Here is a 16855-nt window from a genome sequence, read left to right on the forward strand (position 1 = left end):
TGACAAGGATCCGATCATGGCTCCCCTGCCGCTGTTCTATTCAAGCATCACCGTGCTCGACCGCAACGAACATCGCGAGGCGCGCATCGCCCCGTCGGAGGCGCCTTACGCCTTCGCGTCCGGAGCCCATGTCCTGCCGGCCCTGATGCCGGAGTTCGCCGTCGCCTGCCGGGACATGCCGATCCTTTTCCTCGATGAAGCGGGCCTCGTCTCCCCGCTGTTCATGGTCGGGATGCGTCCCGGCGAGTGCTGTTTCGTCAATGGCGAGGGGCGCTGGCGTGGCCAGCATGCGCCGGCCTATCTACGGCGCTATCCGTTCGTCGGTGGCGAGGTCTCGGCGGAGCAACAGGTCATCTGCGTCGACGGCGGCTTCTCCGGCCTGCAGAACGAGCAAGGCGAGCGCCTCTTCACCGAGGAAGGCGAGCCGGCGGAAGCCTTGCAGCGGGTCATCACCTTCGTCGGCGAATATGCCGATGCCGCCAAGGCCACGGCCGCCTTCACCGCCGAGCTCAAGGCCCTCGACCTGTTCCACACGATCAACATCGAAATACGCTCGGCCAACGGCGCGAGCTCGAGCTTCTCCGGCTTCATGGCGGTGAGCGAAGAGCGCCTCAACACGCTGTCCGACGAGATCTGGCTCGATCTGCGGCGGAAAGGCTATCTGGCGCCGATCCACGCTCATCTGATCAGCCTGGCGAATTTCGCCCTGCTCGGCGAGCGCTCATAGGCAGACTTCACATCCGACCAGTGCTGAGGGTGGCAGGAGTGAAGGCCAACCGCTCGGTAACGCTTTCATGGCGACCCGCTTCGGGGCGCTGTCGAAGATGGCACTGTAGTCCGAACGCCCGCTTGCGGGCGACAAGCCAGTGGCCGCTGCTGCGGTGCTGATATGAAGACGCTGCATTCAGTAAGTGGCGCGGCCTCCCGAGAGGTCGAAACAGGCACCGGTCGAGAACGAGCATTCGTCCGAGGCAAGCCAGGCGATCATCGCGGCGACCTCGCTGGGCTGGCCAGGCCGGCCGAGCGGAATCTTGGAGACGACGGCGGCATAGGCTTCGGGCGTCATCTTCTGGTTCATCGGGGTGGCGATCACGGCGGGAGCGACGCAATTGACCCGAACATCCGTGTCCGCGAGTTCCTTGCCGAGCGCCTTCGTCAGCGCGATGACCGCGCCCTTGGCCGCCGAATAGGCCGTCATCGTCGCGTTGCCTTCCTTGCCGGCGATGGAGGCGAGATTGACGATCCGGCCGCAGTTGCGGGCGCGCATCGAGGGCACGGCGGCCCGGCAGCAGAGGAAGGTGCTTTTCAGGCTGATGTCGACGGTGCGCTGCCAGTCAGCGACGCTGTAATCTTCGATCCGCAGATTGGGGCCGATGATGCCGGCGCAGTTGACGAGAATGTCGAGGCGCTCGTGGCTGGCTAGCAGGCGCTGCATGGCTTGCGCGACGGCGGTCTCGTCGGTGACATCCAGCTGGTCGTCGGCATCCTCGGCGAGGTCCCAGGTGACGACCTTCGCTCCCGACGCCGCAAAACGCTCCGCGACGGCGCGGCCGATGCCGCCGCAGCCGCCGCTGAGCAAGGCGACACGCCCCTTGAGATCGATCGCGTTCATCACGCAGCCTCGGGTTGGCGGAGCGAGGCGCCTTTCGCGACAGCGGCGTCGCGGGCGGCAAGCGCAGCACGCGTGGCGTCGAGTGCTTGCCGCGCCCATTCGCGCGCGCCGAGCTTCGCCGACCGTTCGAGATGCGGCACCTCGACGCTGATCGGGAGGTCGGCCGGCAGCTGGCTGAAGATGCCGGTGAGGTCGATGCCGCCTTCGCCGGGAAGGAGCCGCGCCTGACGGGCAGTGTGGATAAGGCCTTCATCCGTCTGGGGGATCTCGCCCGGCGCGTCGCAGATTTGCGCGTAGCTCAGCCGCGATGCGGGGATGGCGGCGATGTCGGAAAGCGTCGTGTGCGAGCGGCCGGCATGGAGCGCGTCGACCAGGACGCGCCCATTGGGCTGAGCGGCAGCAGTGACGATCCGCAGTGCGGCGCGAGCGTCCGGCACCTTGGTCCAGGGCATGAATTCGAGGTCGCCGGTCAGTCCGTAAGGCGCGGCTGCCTCGCAGAATGCGGCGAAGGAGGCGGTGAGCCGGGCCTCATCGGGATCGTCGCCGGCGACGAGGATCGCCTGGGCGCCGAGTTCGCCGCAGAGCTCGAGAAAGGGGCGGAAGGCCTCGACGGAGAAATCGGCGCCGAGGCGCGCGATCTCGACGTCGAAGACCGGCACGCCGGAGGAGAGCGCTCGGCGGGTTTCCGCCCTCAGCGCGGCATCGTCGATGAGCGGGCTTGCATCGCCGCCCGGCGCGGCTGGAAGAGCGCGCACTCCGACGGCGTCGTAGCCGAGCTCGGCGGCGAGTCGAATGACATCGGGAGGGCTGAGTGGAACGCTGGTGAGATAGGCGAGCGAGATCGTTGGCTGCATCGACTTGATCCTCAGGCGAGCGGCGAGATCGCGGTGGGCAGGGCGATGGTCGAATACATCTCGCCGGTCAGCCATTCGGGGCCGCCCTTCGGCGGCCATAGGCCCTTCGCCACGGAATCTGACCGGACAGCGGCCCGCTGGTCGAGATTGGCGAAAGGCCAGATATGAGTGAAGCGCGCCGGTCCATCGAGCGCGTACATTGCGATGACGAGCGGCGAGAGCTCGACACGGGCCGGCACCGCGGCCTGCCAGGCGGCGATGGTGGCGGGTACGCCGCCATGCTTCAGCATGTAGGTCCGGATCTCATAGACGCCGCCATACCGACCGGACGCCACCGGCGGCAGGAAGGGGAAGGGCGCGTAGCTGTCGAAGGTGAGCTTCCCGATGTCCTCGCCGCAGCCGAACGGGTTGCCGCTGGCGAGCAGGCGCTCGCGTTCCTGGCGGAGCTCTGCCTCATCGGAGAAGCCACGCAGAACGATGATCTGGTTCAGCGTGCCGATCTCGCTTGCCCAGCAGCCGTACAACTGCCCCTTCGCCGCGCCGGTTTTCAACGCGACGTCGATCGCCGCGACGATGGCGCCGGCCTTGCCGAGACGGATGGTCAGGGTGGCGATTTCGTAGCGCATGGCTCTCTCCGGCATCAGGAACGATTGTTGGCGAGCGGCACGCCGCTGGCATGGTGGGCGGCGACGTAGCCGAAGGTCATGGCGGGCCCCAGCGTGATGCCGCCGGCCGGATAGCGCCCGGCCATCATGCTCGACATGTCATTGCCGACCGCATAGAGGCCTGGGATCGGAGCGCCGTTGCGGTCGAGCACGCGGGCGAAGGCATCCGTCTTCAGACCGGCGAAGGTGCCGAGACTGCCGGGCACGATCTTGACGGCGTAGAAGGGGCCGGGACCGATCGGGGCGACGCAGGGGTTGGGCCGGTGCTCCGGGTCGCCCTGCACCCGGTTATAGGGCGTCTCCCCGCGGCCGAAGGCAGGATCGCGCCCCTGCGCTGCATCGCGATTGTATTGCGCGAGGGTCCCGGAGAAGCCGGCCACGTCGATGCCGCAGTCGGCCGCCAGCGCCTCGGCGGTGTCGCCGCGACGCAAATAGCCGCTGCGCAGCCAGGGCCTGATGGGGAAGGGGCGGGGTCTCGCGCGGCCAAGCCCGTAGCGGCGCAGGAAGGCGTCGTCGCAGACCAGCCACGCCTCGGCCGGCTCGCCCGGCGGCGTGGCAGCGAACAGCGCCTGCATGACGTCGTGATAGGAATCCGCCTCGTTGCAGAAGCGAAGCCCGTTGCGGCGCACAATGATCGCGCCAGGCTTGGCGCGCTCGACCAGATGCGGAAAGCGGCCGATCGATCCATCCGGCTTCGGCACCAGCGAGACCGGTGCCCAGGCCCCGGCATTGGGCAGGCCGGCCTGGACATGGCCGCCGGCCGCCTCGCCGAGCCTGATGCCGTCGCCCGTGTTGGCGCAGGGCGCGGCCGACCAGTGCTCCTTGCCTGTCGGCGCGTGCGGAAAGAGCTCGGCCCTACGTTCGACATCATGCGGAAAGCCGCCCGTGGCGAGCACTACGCCTCGTCCGGCCCGGATCCTCTGCCGCCGTCCGTCGGTCTCGACCACCGCGCCTGCGATCTGGTCGCCCTCCCGCAGCATCTCGACCGCCGCGGTGCTGGTCCGCAGCGTCACGCCGAGATCGTCGGCCGATTTCAGCAGCCGTGCCGCCAGCGCATTGCCGTTGACGAGATGCAGGCCGCGTCCGTGGCGGGCCCGGTCGGCGAAGTGTCGCGCGAGGCGGTGCAGGACGTGCAGGAAGGACGGCAGCTTGCGCGTGGCGTTGAGGAAATGGCGCAGATCGGCGCCGGATCCGATGTTCATGCCGAAAGGCGCGACTTCGTCGAGCGGCGGTCGCAGGTCCTTGAGCCGAGGCCCGAGCTCGCGGCCGTCGAAGGGCTTGGCGCAGAGCGAGCGCCCGCCCGTGCTGGCGCCCGGCGTCTTGCCGTGGAAGTCCGGGATGAGATTACCGTCGACGAAGTCGACCGCCGTCTCGCGCTGGAAGAAGGAGACCATGCGCGGTCCCTGCTCCAGCAAGGTCGTGACGAAAGCCTCGTCGTAGTCGTCGCCAAGCTCGTGTCGCAGATAGGTTCGGATCGTGGCCTCGTCCTCGTCGATACCAGCGGCTAGGGCGAGCGGATTGCGCGGAAGCCACATCCAGCCCCCGGACCAGGCCGTCGTGCCGCCGAAATGATCCTCCTTCTCGACGACGACGACATCGAGGCCGAGCGCGGCGGCGGTGACCGCGGCGGCGAGGCCGCCGGCGCCCGAGCCGATCACCAGCAGATCGCAGGATGCCGGCAGCGCTTCGCTCATCAGGTGGCCTGCTCCGGCACCGAGGACGCTTGCCGATCCGCGCCACGGCCGAGCGCATGGCGGACCGCGCGCCAGGCGAAGGTGATCGCCGGACCGATCGTGATGCCCGGCCCCGGATAAGTGCCGCCCATGATCGAGTTCGCCTCGTTTCCGCAGGCATAGAGGCGGCCGATCGGACGATCGCCCTCACCAAGAACCAGCGCATCCTCGTCGATGACGAGCCCGGTCGCGGCGCCGATATCGCCGGGCGTCAGCTCTACGGCGTAGAAGGGCGCGATCGCGATCGGGCCGAGCGTCGGGTTCGGGAAGCCGCGCGAGCCATCGCCGTTGACGCGATGATAGTCCGTCGTGCCGCGCCCGAATTCCGGATCGATGCCGCTGCGAGCGTAGTCGTTCATGCTCGCAATCGTTTCCGACAGCGCTGCCGGATCGACCCCGAGCTTGCCTGCGAGACCGGGGACTGTCGCGCCCTCGATCAGGTAGCCGTCGGCGAGGAAAGGCTTCAGGTCGCGCGTGCCCATGCGGACCATGCCGAGGCCGTAACGGCGCAGGCCTTCGGCATCGGTGATGATCCAGCAAGGGATCGTCGGCCGGCTGCGGTTGGCCTCGAACATCGCCCGGCTGAACAGGTGATAGGAGGTCGATTCATTGACGAAGCGTCGGCCGGTCCGGTCGACACATACGGTTCCTGGCTTGCTGCGATCGAGCACGAAATGAGGGAAGACGGCAGTCGTGCCGTCCGGTCGCTTGCGGGTCGAAACCGGCGCCCAGAAGGCATTGTCGAGATTATCCTCGCCGAACCGCGCGCCGAGCTTCAGCACAAGATCCTGCATCGCGCCGGTATGGCCGGGCGCGGCCGGGCTGAGGGGAGGCACCGGCGCATTGAGCATCTCGGCGCGCCGCTGCGGGTGTCGGTTGTAGCCGCCGGCCGCGAGCACGACGCCGAGCCGCGCTGCGATGGAGCGGCAGGCACCGTCCTGCGCGACCACGACGCCGGTGGCGCCAACGGGCCCGGTGAGAAGTTCCGTCACAGAGGCGTTGAGCAGCACGGCGCCACCATGCCTCTTCAGCGTCAGGAGCAGGCCGCCGATCAGGGCGTTGCCCATGACGAGCCGCGTGCCGCGCTGCCCACGCAGGCGATCCAATCCGTAGCGGCCGAGGATACTGGCCGCATGCCGGAACGACTTCCAGGATCTGCGCAGGTTGAGCAGGTGGCCTATGTCGGTCCGGTCGATCATCATGCCGCCGAACAGGGTGAATTCCGGAATCGGCGGGCGGATGCGATTCAGATCTTCCCCAAGCTGGCGCCCGTCGAAGGGCTCGGGCTCCAGCGCGCGACCGCGCAAGGTCGAGCCCTCGACATCCGATTCATAGTCCGGATGGGTCGCGTAGGGCCGGAAATGCACGTCGGTACGGCCCTCCAGGGTCGCGATGGCCTCGGGACCGGCGCGCAGGAACGCGTCGCGCAGGCGTGCGGAGGAGCGATTGCCGACGACGCCGTCGAGGAAGCGCGCGACCTTTTCGAGGCTGTCGCCCGTCGCGACTTTTTCCGCATGCATCGAGTTGGGAATCCAGGTGGTGGCGGCCGATAGCGCGCTCGTGCCGCCGACATACTCCGTCCGCTCGATCACGAGGACGGAGCGGCCCTCGATTGCGGCGAAGACGGCGGCCGAAAGGCCGGCGGCACCCGAGCCCACCACGATCAGGTCGTAGGCGGCCTGCTCCGGCAGAGCCTTCAATGTCGTGAACATGGCCACCTCAGCCGATGCGCTCGCCAGCGAGCAGGAAGTCGACCATCGCGGCCTGCAGTGCCTGATACATCTGCGTGCCCGTCGAGGTGCGGCATCCGCGCGCGCGCGCCGCCTCGATCAGCGGCGATATCGCCGGAACGGTGATGACGCAGCCAACGAAAGTGTCCGGTGCGAGGTTCTCGACTGCGACGGGCAGGGGATCGCCGGCCTTCATGCCCGCGGGCGAGGCGTTGGCGACCAGGCCAAAGCCGGTCGGATCGGTCGAACCGGCGAAGACCCTGGCCTTGCCCTTGCGGTTCAGCCGCTCGATCAGCCCGTCTCGCCGAGCGGTATCCGCATCGTGGATCGCCAGCTCGCTGACACCTGCGTCGACCAGGGCGAGCGCGATGGCCGAGCCGGCGCCGCCCGCGCCGATCAGCAATGCACGCTTGCCTTCCGGCTCACCGCCATTGGCCCTGAGCGCTCCGACGAAGCCGAGCCCGTCGACCATCTCGCCATGCCAGGCGCCATCCTTTCGGCGGCGCATGATGTTGACCGCGCCGAGGAAGTCGCCGCGCTCGGTCGCGCTGGCGCAGTGCCGGTGGCAGGCGAATTTGTGCGGGACGGTGACGATGATGCCGTCGAGGTTCGGCAGGTGATCGGCCGCCTTCAGGAAGGCATCGAGATGCTCTGGCGCGACACGAACGGGCGCGACGACGCCGTCATGGCCGCGGTCGGCGAAAGCGGCCGTCATGCCGGCCGGCGATTTCACCTGTGCTATCGGCTCGCCGACGATGAGGTTGAGGCGCGTCGCCCCGGTGATCTGGAAATCCACAGTCGTTCTCCTCTCGCGGCGCCGATCAGGCCGCGCATTGGCCCTGGGTTTCGACCACGCCGAGCAGGCGCGCCTGCATCGCCTCGTCGTGCTCGAGTTCCGTCGCGTCTCCGCAGAAAGCGACCTGCCCGTTGACCAGCACATAGGCCCGGTCGACGATCGGCAGCACCAGCTCGGCGTGGTGTTCGACGATCACCATCGCGACGCGCCCGCGCAGCTTGACCAGGGCTTCCATGACCTCGTTGACGACGGCCGGCGCCAACCCCTCGAACGGTTCGTCGAGCAGGATGAGCTTGCTGGGAACCATCAGTGCGCGGGCGATCGCCACCATCTGGCGCTCGCCGCCGGAAAGATTCTCGGCCTTTGCAGCCTGGCGCGTCTTGAGGCGGGGAAAGAGCGCATAGACCTCGTCCAGGGTGATGCCGCCCGGGCGCTGGGCGAGCATCAGGTTCTCGACCACCGTCAGGTTCGGGAAGAGGCGCCGCCCCTCGGGCACCAGCGAGATGCCGAGCCGGTTGATCTCGAAGGGGCGTAGCTTACGCAGGTCCGTGCCGGCGAAGCGGATGCTGCCGCGGTCGAGCGGGAGGCTGCCGGTCAGCGCCCGCAGCAAGGTCGTCTTGCCGACGCCGTTACGGCCGAGCAGCGCGACCGCCTCGCCTTCTCTGATCGTCAGGTCGATGCCTGAGAGAACGGTGCTGCCGCTATAGCCGGCGGCGATGTCGGACGCTTCGAGCAGGACGCGGCTGGCCGCCGCATTGCCGCGGTTCACGGCCGGCGCCGTGGCGCGCTCGCCATCCCTGGCGGCGCCGAGATAGGCGGCGATCACGTCCGGATTGCGTGCCACTTCGGCTGGTTTGCCGTCGGCGATCATGCGGCCCTGATGCAGTACCGAGATGCGATCGGAGATGGCGAGCACGCGGTCGATGTCGTGTTCGATCAGCAGCACGGCATGGCGTTGCGACAGCCGGCGGATGAGGTCCGCGACGACGATCCGATCGGCCTCGGCAAGGCCCGCGAGCGGCTCATCGAGGAGCAGCAGCTTGGATTCGATCGCCAGCGTCACCGCGATCTCGAGCAGGCGCTTCGCGCCATGCGGCAGGTCCTGGCTGATTTCCGCGGCCTGCTCGACGAGGCCGACGGCATCGAGCAGCGACCAGCTGCGCGCATTGATCTCCGCGATGTCATGCGCGTCGCGCAGCAAGCCGCGTGCCCCGAGGCGCTGCGCCTGCACGGCAATGCGCACGTTCTCGAACACGGTCAGGTTCGGGAAGATCGACAGGATCTGGAAGGAGCGGGCGATGCCGAGCCGGGCGCGTGCATGCATCGGCAGTTTGGTGATCTCGCGCCCTTCGAAGAAGACCTGCCCGCCGCTCGGCGGCAGCACGCCGGTGAGCATGTTGTAGAAGGTCGTCTTGCCGGCGCCGTTCGGCCCGATGATGCTGTGCAGGACGAAGGGCCGAACCTGAAGGTCGATTTCCTTCGCCGTGACCAGACTGCCGAACTGCTTCGAGAGCTTGCGTGTTTCGAGGATCGGCTTGTCCGGATCCATCGCCTGGGCGGCGCTGACATAGGGCTCGATCACGGCCGGCCGCGGTGGAATCGTGTTGCGTGTCAGGGTCCAGCGCTGGCGCCGGCCGAAACGCTGCGCAAGACCGGTGATGCCTTCGGGCGATAGCAGCGCGAACAGGATCAGGATCGGCGCGAAGACCAGCCACCAGTTCTCGGTGACGGCCGAAAGCCGGTTCTCCAGGATGATGAAGGTGATTGCGCCCCAGAGCGGACCCAGGAAGTGATGCACACCGCCGAGCACCGTCATCAGCAAGGCATCGCCCGCATGCTGCCAGCTCAGGTTGTTGGCGTAGACGCCTTGCAGCAGGAAGGTCAGCAGCGCGCCTGCGAAACCAACGAATCCGGCCATCAGAACGAAGGAGCCGAGCCGCAGCAGATAGACGTTGAAGCCGAGGCTGCGCGCACGCTGCTCGTTGTCGCGCACGGCCTGCAAGGCCCGCCCGAACGGCGAATGCACGATGCGCCAGAGCAGCCAGACTCCCGCGACGACGCAGACGATGACGAATCCGTGGAAGGCGAGGTCACTCTCGAAGGTCGGACGTGCCACGCCCTGCAGCCCGTTCTCGCCCCCGGTGACGGCGGTCCATTTGAAGGCGACCTCGAAGGCGATCTGCGAGCAGGCCAGGGTGAGGAGCGAGAAATAGAGGCCCTTGCGCCGCAGGATCAGCGCGCCGAGCACCAGGCCCAGCGCCAGCGTGAACAGCACCGAGAGCAGGAGGCCGCCCATGTCGTTTGACATCCGGCCGAGCACGAAGAAGGCAGCGGCATAGCTGGCGCAGCCGAAGAAGACAGAAGCGCCGAAGGGGACGAGGCCGGTATAGCCGACGAGCAGGTTCACCCCCATGCCGTAGAGCGTATAGATCGCGATCTGGGTGATCAGGCCGACCGGGGCTCCGAGCGCCAGCCACAGCGCGGTCAGGGCGCAGAGGACGACACCGACCCAGAGGGCAGGGTGTGTGAGCAGGGTGCGAGGGCTCATTCGAAGCGCTCCCATTTTTCACCGAAGAGGCCACGGGGTCGCACGAGCAGGATGGCCGCCATCAGCACGTACATGGCCGCGCCCGACCACTCCGGCTGGAACTGGATGGTCATGGCGATGGTAACGCCGACGAGCAGCCCGGCGATGATGGCGCCGGCATAGGAGCCGAGCCCGCCGATGGTGACGATGACGAAGGCCGGCATGATCGCGCTGGCCGCCATCGAGGGCGTGACGGTCCAGAGCGGCGCCGCCAGCAGACCGGCGAGGCCGGCGAGCAGGCAACCGATGCCGAAGACGAAGCTGAACACGACGGGGAGGTTGATGCCGAGCAACCCGACCATCTCGGCGTCGCGTGAGCCGGCCCGGATGATGCGGCCGAACGGCGTGTAGGTGAGGAAGGCCCAGAAGGCGACGAGGGCGGCGATCGTGACCAGCAGGACGAAGAGCCGGTATTTGGTCAGCAGGATCGGGCCGTATTCGACGAAGCCTGCGAGAAAGCGCGGCGCGCTGAAGGGCAGCGGCGCGCCGCCGAAGATCATGCGCAGGATCGCCTCGATCAGCAACGCCAGCGCGAAGGTCAGGATCAGGCCGAGAAGCGGTTCCTTGCCGTAGAGATGACGGATCAGGACGACCTCGACCACCATGCCGATTCCGCCGGTCAGTACCGGCGCGAGCAGCGCGGCCCACCAGCCGAATTCACGGGCGAGCACCAGCGCGAGATAGGCGCCGAGCGCGAAGAAGGCGCCGTGGGCGAAGTTCACGATGCCGAGCAGGCCGAAGATGATCGACAGCCCGACCGCGATCAGGACGTAGAGAAAACCGAGGATCAGACCGTTGACGGTCTGGGACAGTATCATGTCCAACATGGGCTGGCCGCTCCTGCAAGGACGCAAAGGACGCGCGGGACGGGACGGCCGCACGACAGCGTGCGGCCGCGTCGACGTCGGGATGGCTGCGGTCAGACAGCATCCATCTTGCAGGCGCTTTCAGCCTGGCTGCCGAAGGCCTTCTCGATATCGGCGGTCGTCTTGGGCAGCTCCGCCTTGATGTCGAAATAATCCCATTTGTCGGTGATCTTCGGCTTGATGCCGGCGACCAGCAGTCGGCTGACCATCTGGTGATCGAAGTTGCGATAGTGCACGTCGAGGCCGTCGCGCTTGGTCGACCATTTCTCGAGAGCGGCGACGATCGCCGCCGAGTCGGTCGACTTCGCCGCCTCGATGGAATCGAGCAGGGTCTTCATGCCCATCCAGCCCATCCAGGCCTTGTCGGCAGCCGGGCGTCCGTATTTCTTCTCGTAGGCGGCGGCCATCGCCTGCTCTTCGGGCGGGTTGTTGGGGTTCTTGTAGTACCAGGTGATCGTGTAGAGGCCGTCGGCCGCGTCCGGGCCGACGCCCCACAGATCGGTGTTGCCGACGGAGATCTCGGCAAAGGGGATGCGCCCCTTCATGCCAAGTTCGTTCCATTGCTTCAGGAAGGTGGTGAGGTCGCTGGCGGCGATGCCGCCGATGACGACGTCGGGCTTCGCCTGCCGGATCTTGAGGATGAAGGAGGAATAGTCGGGCGTGCCGACCGGGACCTCGTCGGCACCGACAATGGTGATGCCATTGGCCTTGGCGTAGTCCTCGAAGGAACGCTTGATGTCCTGGCCGAAGGCATAGGCCGCCGTCAGCAGGTACCATTTCTTGCCGACATCGGCGCAGTAGGGCGCCAGCACCCGCACATGCACGTCGACCGGCGGCTGCAGGCGGAAGGTGTATTTGTTGCAGGACTTGCCGGTGAGTTCGCCGGTGGCGGCATTGGCGGCGATGTAGGGCACCTTGGCCTTCTTGGCGACCGCCGAGATCGCGAGTGCAAAGGAGCTGAGCGCGCCGCCGACCATGCCGACGACCTTGTGCTCGCCGACGAGGCGCTCGGCGTTCTGCTGCGCGCCCTGCGGGTTCGGCTCGTCGAGCCAGACGATTTCGGTGGGGCGGCCGAGCAGCGTGTTGTTGCGTTGCTCCAGGGCCAGCATGCCGCCTTGGGCGAGGTATTCCGATTGATCGACGATGGTCCCGGTCTTGGCCCAGATCATGCCGATCTTGATCGGGTCCGCCGCTGCGGCGTTGCCGATATAGGGCATGCCGAGCCTGGCCGAAACGAGGCCGCTGGCGCCGAGCGATCCGGCGCCCACGAGCAGGCTGCGGCGTCCGATCCAGCGGGTGATTGATGGCTTGCGAGCGTCTGTCACGACGTCCTCCCTGTGTGGCGTTCCCTTGCCGTGTCGATCTTTATGTCTGCCCGTCCGTTCCGGCGGGGCATGCGGCGGCGACGGCTGTAACATAACTGGAATTGAATTCCACCGATAATTTGAGAATTGGAATCTAATTCTGATTTTTGTTGACGCCCTCCGGCGGCGCCGACATAAACGGGGCGGGAGAAAAACGCATGAAACCGCTATCGATCGGGCTCGTCGGGGCCGGCGCCATCGGCCGCATGCATGCCGATGTGATTGCAGGCAGCGACTTCGCTGCGATCGCTGGTGTGGCGGATCCGACAGAAGCCGGCCGCCTCTATTGTCGAGAGCGCGGGCTGCCCTGGTATGCGAGCCACCGGGATCTGCTCGCTGCGGGCGAGGCGGAGGCGTTGATCGTCGCCACGCCCAACCAGAGCCATCTCGAGATCGGGCTGGCGGCGATCGCCCGTGGCGTTCCCGCGCTGATCGAGAAGCCGGTCGCGGTCACCGTCGCGGAGGGAGAGGAGCTTTCAGCCGCCTCGGCGAGTGCTGGCGTGCCGGTCCTTGTCGGGCATCACCGCCGGCACAATCCGGTCATAGCCAAGGCGCGCGAGCTGGTCAGCCAAGGCGCGCTCGGGCGGCTGACGAACGCGACGGTGCTCTACACATTCTACAAGCACGACGCCTATTTCGACTTGGCCTGGCGGCGCGAGCCGGGCGGCGGGCCCGTGCTGATCAACCTGATCCATGAGATCGACCTGATCCGCTTCGTCTGCGGCGAGATCGCGGCCGTGCAGGCGGTGACCTCCGGCCGTGTCCGGGGCCTGCCGGTCGAGGACACGGCGGCGGTGCTGCTCGAGCTGGAGAACGGGGCGCTCATCACGGTGAGCCTGTCCGACACGGCGGTGACGCCCTGGAGCTGGGATCTCGTCTCCGGCGAACTGCCGAACTACCCCCGGCAGGGAAAGCCGGTGAACTCACACTTCATCTCGGGCACGGAAGGTTCGCTTGCACTCCCCAGCCTCGATCACTGGCGCTATGACGGCGAGAAGAGCTGGTTCGCCGACATCACGCAGCAGACGATCCCGGTCGAGCGCGAAAGCCCGTATCAGCGCCAGCTCCGGCATCTCTTCGAGATCGTGCGCCACGGCGCCGCTCCCCTGATCGATGCCGCCGATGCGACCCGTACGCTTAAAGTGACGCTTGCCGTTCAGGACGCAGCACGCCAGAGACAGCGTCTGGAGATGCATTTTGGATAGGGTGATGACGAAGCGGATCGAGGACGACGCAGGGCTGGACGAAACCGACCAAGCGCCGAGCGGCCTGCTCGAGCGCACCCTCGGCGTTATCGAACTGCTCGCGCAGAACGCGCGGGGACTGCCGCTCTTCGAGATCGCGGAGCGCCTGAAGATCCCGCGCAGCGCCACCCATCGCGTCCTCTCCAGCCTCGTCGATCATGGTTACGTTCGGCAGGAGCGCCATCACGGCACCTATGAGCTGACCGCCAAGATCGCTTCGCTCGCCTTCAGCTTCCTGGCGGGCACGGGCATCACGGATCTCGCCCAGCCGATCCTCGACCATCTGGCGCGTGAATCGGCGGAGCTGGTGCGTCTCGCCCTGATCGACGGGCGCGAGCTCGTCTGGGTAGCGAAATCGCAAGGTTCGCCGTTCGGGCTGCGCTACGATCCCGATATGGGGCAGGCCGGCAGGCTCTCCTGCTCGGCGAGCGGACATGCCTGGCTGTCCTGTCTACCGGACGAGGAGGCTCTCGCGCTCGTCGAGCGGCAGGGCTACGGCGCGCGCGAGGAATTCGGCCCGCGCGCGCCGCAGACACAAGCGGCTTTGCTGAAATACCTGCGCCAGGCGCGCAAGCGCGGCTTCAGCATTGTCGTCCAGACCTACTCGCCCTGGATGAACGCCACCGCCGCGCCGATCCGCAATCCGCAGACGAAGGACGTCGTCGGCGCCGTCGTGATCGCGGGGCCGCATATCCGGCTGACGGAAGAGAAGATGTTGGCGTTGTCGCCGATGTTGCTGAGCGCGGCGCGGGAATTGTCGCTGGCGATGGGAGCAAGCTCCAGCCTCACGTCGCGGCAATCGCGGGGCCCGTTCTTCGGCTGAGCCAGCTCTCTGGCCTGCCAACAAGAGATCGCCTGAAAGCCCGGCGACGCGACGGGAGGTTCGATTGCAGGTTCTCATTACCGGCGGTGCCGGCTTCCTCGGCGCCTGGATCTGCCGGCGCCTATCGCGCCGCGGTGACCATATCCGTATCTTCGACCGGACCGAGAACCGGGCCACCATCGCGGCGATCGCCGGCGCTGAGGCCGCGGCCGCTTGCGAATGGGTGACCGGGGATATCGTCGACGGCGAGGCTGTCGCGGCCGCCGCGCGCGGCTGCGACGCCATCATCCATCTCGCCGGCGTGCTGACTCTGGCCTGCAAGGAGAAGCCGGTTCGCGGCGCCGAGATCAACCTGATCGGAACGCTCAACGTGTTCGAGGCGGCGCTGCGCCATGGCATCGGCAAGGTCGTCTACACGAGCAGCGCCGGCACCTATGGACCGCAGAGCGGTAAGCTCCCGATTCCAACCTCGCATTACGGCGCCTTCAAGCTGGCTTGCGAGGGCAGCGCGCGTGCCTACTTCGCCGACCATGGGCTCTCCAGCATCGGCTTCAGGCCTTACGTCGTCTATGGGCCAGGCCGCGACAGCGGGCTCAGCGCGGGGCCTTCTCTTGCCTGCCGGGCGGCGGCTCGGGGCGAGCCTTATGTCTTCCCCTATGAGGGCATGGCCGGGCTGGTCTATGTCGGCGATGTCGCCGCGGCCTACGAGAGCGCGCTTCGACACGAAGGCGCGGGAGCGCATGTCTTCAACATGATCGGCGAACAGGCCGCGCCGGAAGACGTGATCGCCGAGTTGCGCAGGCTGGCGCCGGATTGCGATATCCGCCGCGGTGGCGCGCCGATGCCTTCGGCTCCGGAGATCGCGGAGGGGCCGCTGCGGGAGGTCCTCGCCGACATACCCTTCACGTCGCTTCGTGAAGGCCTTGCGCGCACCTTTGCCTTCTACCGGGATGGAAGCCTCTAGGCCATGCAGCTCGCCGCCCATACCTTCGGTTTCGTCTGGCAGGAGAGCGCCGAGGCCGCGCTCGAAGCGGTCGCTGCAGCCGGTTTTCGCCATGTCCAGCTCATGGCGGCGCCGCCGCATTTCGATCCCTGGCGCAGCGACGCCGCCCGCACCACGCGCTTGCAAGGGCTGATCGAGCAGTACGGACTCAATCTGCTGGCTTGCGATCTCGCAAGCAGCGACATCAATCTGGCGAGCGCTTCTCCCGATGTGGTGAGCTTCTCGGTCGATGCCTATCGGCGGCTGATCGCACGCTGCGCCGATTTGGGCGCGGCCGCGGTCTGTGTCGGCTCCGGGCGCAGGCATGCCCTGCTCGCCAAGGCCAACGACCGGCTGATGGAGAGTTTCCGCCCCGCCTTCCGCGAGATCGTCGTCGAGGCCCGGCGCCATGGCCTGTCTGTCGGGCTCGAAAACCATCCGCAGGGCTTGCTCGCCGATGCCGGCGCCATCCTCCGGTTCATCGCTGACGAGGGCTACGCGGATGTCACCGTGATCTATGACGTTGCCAATGCCGTTGCGATCGGTGAGGACCCGGTCGAGGGGCTCGCGGCCCTCGCTCCCCATCTCAGCATCGTGCATCTGTCCGACAGCCCGATCGGTCAGTGGCGGCATGATCCGATCGGCAGCGGTGCCATCGATTTCACAGCGATCGGGCAAGAACTGAAGCGCCAGGGCTACAAGGGACCCGTCGCGCTCGAGATCCTCTCTGAAACGCCGCTTGCGGGCCTCCTCGATGGAGCCCGCAAGCTGATTGAGGAGGGATGGGTCTTCAACGACACGCTCGCCCGGCCGTGAAGCCTCGGGAACGGCTCAACCGAACGATGCGTCTCCGGCATCGGAGAAGGCTTGCCAGCCCCCGTCGACGCTGAGGATGGCTCCAGTGACATAGGACGCCGCCGGCGAGCACAGGAACCAGCCGGCCTCGGCGATTTCCTCCGGTTCGGCGAGGCGCCCCATCGGGATGCGGCGTTCCAGCCGCTTGCGGTCGATCCGGCCGGCCGCTTCCAGCTTCCTGACCAATGATGTCCCGACATAGCCCGGCGCGACAGCATTGACCCGGATGCCGAGGCTCGCCCATTCGCAGGCGAGATTCTTCGTCATCTGGACGATGCCGGCCTTCGCGGCGCCATAGGCATTGCGGCGCGGCAAGCCGCCAAGTCCAGCGATCGAGCTGATGTTCAGAATCGCTCCGCCGCTGATCGCCATGACGCGCGCAACCTCGCGCGACATCAGGAAGGTGCCGTTGAGATGGACCTTCAGGACCTGTTCGAAATGGCCGATATCCTGCTCGAGCGTCGGCAGATGCGTGTCGCCTATGCCGGCATTGTTGACGAGGATGTCGATCGTACCCATTGCAGAGGCTGTAGCCGTCACGGCGGCGCAGACCGATGCCTCGTCGCAGACGTCGCAGGCGAGAGCGATGTGCCCGGTGCCGAGCTCGGCCACGCAGGCCGAGGCGCGGTCGCCATCGATGTCGGCAATGGCGATACGGCAGCCGGCGGCGGCAAAGCGGCGGGCGAGGGCCCAGCCGATGCCGTCTGCCGCGCCGGTGATCATCGCCGTGGGTTTCTTGGCCAT

The 16855-nt window shown here is 67.2% G+C and carries 15 protein-coding genes; 5 read left to right on the forward strand and 10 right to left on the reverse strand.

The window, feature by feature from the left end:
- Window positions 1-16 precede the first annotated feature (16 nt).
- Entirely contained in the window at window positions 17-727 is a 711-nt protein-coding gene (locus QO058_RS28755; protein WP_284169658.1) for a SapC family protein, read from the forward strand.
- 177 nt (window positions 728-904) lie between these two features.
- On the opposite strand, the gene QO058_RS28760 is transcribed toward QO058_RS28755, so the two are convergent.
- The 9 genes from QO058_RS28760 to QO058_RS28800 form a co-directional block, all read right to left on the reverse strand.
- Window positions 905-1612 carry an SDR family oxidoreductase gene (locus QO058_RS28760; protein ID WP_284169659.1) on the reverse strand — a complete coding sequence of 236 codons (708 nt, stop codon included), beginning with the start codon at window positions 1610-1612 and terminating at the stop codon, window positions 905-907.
- Window positions 1612-2466: a sugar phosphate isomerase/epimerase family protein gene (locus QO058_RS28765; protein ID WP_284169660.1), complete on the reverse strand. Its 855-nt coding sequence runs from the start codon at window positions 2464-2466 to the stop codon at window positions 1612-1614. The genes QO058_RS28760 and QO058_RS28765 overlap by 1 nt, the downstream gene beginning before the upstream one ends.
- 11 nt (window positions 2467-2477) lie before the next feature.
- Window positions 2478-3092 carry an NIPSNAP family protein gene (locus QO058_RS28770; protein ID WP_284169661.1) on the reverse strand — a complete coding sequence of 205 codons (615 nt, stop codon included), beginning with the start codon at window positions 3090-3092 and terminating at the stop codon, window positions 2478-2480.
- Window positions 3093-3106: 14 nt separating this feature from the next.
- Window positions 3107-4825 carry an FAD-dependent oxidoreductase gene (locus tag QO058_RS28775; RefSeq protein ID WP_284169662.1) on the reverse strand — a complete coding sequence of 573 codons (1719 nt, stop codon included), beginning with the start codon at window positions 4823-4825 and terminating at the stop codon, window positions 3107-3109.
- A complete protein-coding gene (locus QO058_RS28780; RefSeq protein ID WP_284169663.1) occupies window positions 4825-6576 on the reverse strand; it encodes an FAD-dependent oxidoreductase in 1752 nt (583 codons plus the stop codon). The genes QO058_RS28775 and QO058_RS28780 overlap by 1 nt, the downstream gene beginning before the upstream one ends.
- 7 nt (window positions 6577-6583) lie before the next feature.
- Window positions 6584-7390, reverse strand: a complete 807-nt coding sequence (locus QO058_RS28785; protein ID WP_284169664.1) for a shikimate dehydrogenase family protein — start codon at window positions 7388-7390, stop codon at window positions 6584-6586.
- Window positions 7391-7415: 25 nt separating this feature from the next.
- Window positions 7416-9938: a branched-chain amino acid ABC transporter ATP-binding protein/permease gene (locus tag QO058_RS28790; protein ID WP_284169665.1), complete on the reverse strand. Its 2523-nt coding sequence runs from the start codon at window positions 9936-9938 to the stop codon at window positions 7416-7418.
- Entirely contained in the window at window positions 9935-10804 is an 870-nt protein-coding gene (locus QO058_RS28795) for a branched-chain amino acid ABC transporter permease (protein ID WP_284169666.1), read from the reverse strand. Before QO058_RS28795 ends, QO058_RS28790 begins: the two co-directional genes overlap by 4 nt.
- Before the next feature lie 92 nt (window positions 10805-10896).
- Window positions 10897-12168: an ABC transporter substrate-binding protein gene (locus QO058_RS28800; protein WP_284169667.1), complete on the reverse strand. Its 1272-nt coding sequence runs from the start codon at window positions 12166-12168 to the stop codon at window positions 10897-10899.
- Between the two features lie 197 nt (window positions 12169-12365).
- Between QO058_RS28800 and QO058_RS28805 the strand changes: the two genes are divergently transcribed.
- The 4 genes from QO058_RS28805 to QO058_RS28820 all read left to right on the forward strand — a co-directional run bounded on the left by QO058_RS28805 (window position 12366) and on the right by QO058_RS28820 (window position 16072).
- Window positions 12366-13412 carry a Gfo/Idh/MocA family protein gene (locus tag QO058_RS28805; RefSeq protein ID WP_284169668.1) on the forward strand — a complete coding sequence of 349 codons (1047 nt, stop codon included), beginning with the start codon at window positions 12366-12368 and terminating at the stop codon, window positions 13410-13412.
- A gap of 4 nt (window positions 13413-13416) precedes the next feature.
- Window positions 13417-14274, forward strand: coding sequence for an IclR family transcriptional regulator (locus tag QO058_RS28810; protein WP_284169669.1), 858 nt, complete (start codon window positions 13417-13419; stop codon window positions 14272-14274).
- Between the two features lie 64 nt (window positions 14275-14338).
- Window positions 14339-15238: an NAD-dependent epimerase/dehydratase family protein gene (locus QO058_RS28815; protein WP_284169670.1), complete on the forward strand. Its 900-nt coding sequence runs from the start codon at window positions 14339-14341 to the stop codon at window positions 15236-15238.
- 3 nt (window positions 15239-15241) lie between these two features.
- Complete coding sequence (locus tag QO058_RS28820; RefSeq protein ID WP_284169671.1) at window positions 15242-16072, forward strand: sugar phosphate isomerase/epimerase family protein; 831 nt, start codon at window positions 15242-15244, stop codon at window positions 16070-16072.
- A 15-nt stretch (window positions 16073-16087) separates the two neighbouring features.
- On the opposite strand, the gene QO058_RS28825 is transcribed toward QO058_RS28820, so the two are convergent.
- Window positions 16088-16855, reverse strand: a complete 768-nt coding sequence (locus tag QO058_RS28825) for an SDR family oxidoreductase (protein WP_284169672.1) — start codon at window positions 16853-16855, stop codon at window positions 16088-16090.

The organism is Bosea vestrisii, assembly GCF_030144325.1.
Lineage (GTDB): Bacteria > Pseudomonadota > Alphaproteobacteria > Rhizobiales > Beijerinckiaceae > Allobosea > Allobosea vestrisii_A.

Coding starts and splice junctions, on each gene's coding strand:
- QO058_RS28755 (WP_284169658.1), top strand. CDS start 17: ATGGCTCCCCTGCCGCTGTTCTATTCAAGCATCACCGTGCTCGACCGC.
- QO058_RS28760 (WP_284169659.1), bottom strand. CDS start 1,612: ATGAACGCGATCGATCTCAAGGGGCGTGTCGCCTTGCTCAGCGGCGGC.
- QO058_RS28765 (WP_284169660.1), bottom strand. CDS start 2,466: ATGCAGCCAACGATCTCGCTCGCCTATCTCACCAGCGTTCCACTCAGC.
- QO058_RS28770 (WP_284169661.1), bottom strand. CDS start 3,092: ATGCGCTACGAAATCGCCACCCTGACCATCCGTCTCGGCAAGGCCGGC.
- QO058_RS28775 (WP_284169662.1), bottom strand. CDS start 4,825: ATGAGCGAAGCGCTGCCGGCATCCTGCGATCTGCTGGTGATCGGCTCG.
- QO058_RS28780 (WP_284169663.1), bottom strand. CDS start 6,576: ATGTTCACGACATTGAAGGCTCTGCCGGAGCAGGCCGCCTACGACCTG.
- QO058_RS28790 (WP_284169665.1), bottom strand. CDS start 9,938: ATGAGCCCTCGCACCCTGCTCACACACCCTGCCCTCTGGGTCGGTGTC.
- QO058_RS28795 (WP_284169666.1), bottom strand. CDS start 10,804: ATGTTGGACATGATACTGTCCCAGACCGTCAACGGTCTGATCCTCGGT.
- QO058_RS28805 (WP_284169668.1), top strand. CDS start 12,366: ATGAAACCGCTATCGATCGGGCTCGTCGGGGCCGGCGCCATCGGCCGC.
- QO058_RS28810 (WP_284169669.1), top strand. CDS start 13,417: ATGACGAAGCGGATCGAGGACGACGCAGGGCTGGACGAAACCGACCAA.
- QO058_RS28820 (WP_284169671.1), top strand. CDS start 15,242: ATGCAGCTCGCCGCCCATACCTTCGGTTTCGTCTGGCAGGAGAGCGCC.
- QO058_RS28825 (WP_284169672.1), bottom strand. CDS start 16,855: ATGGCCAAGAAACCCACGGCGATGATCACCGGCGCGGCAGACGGCATC.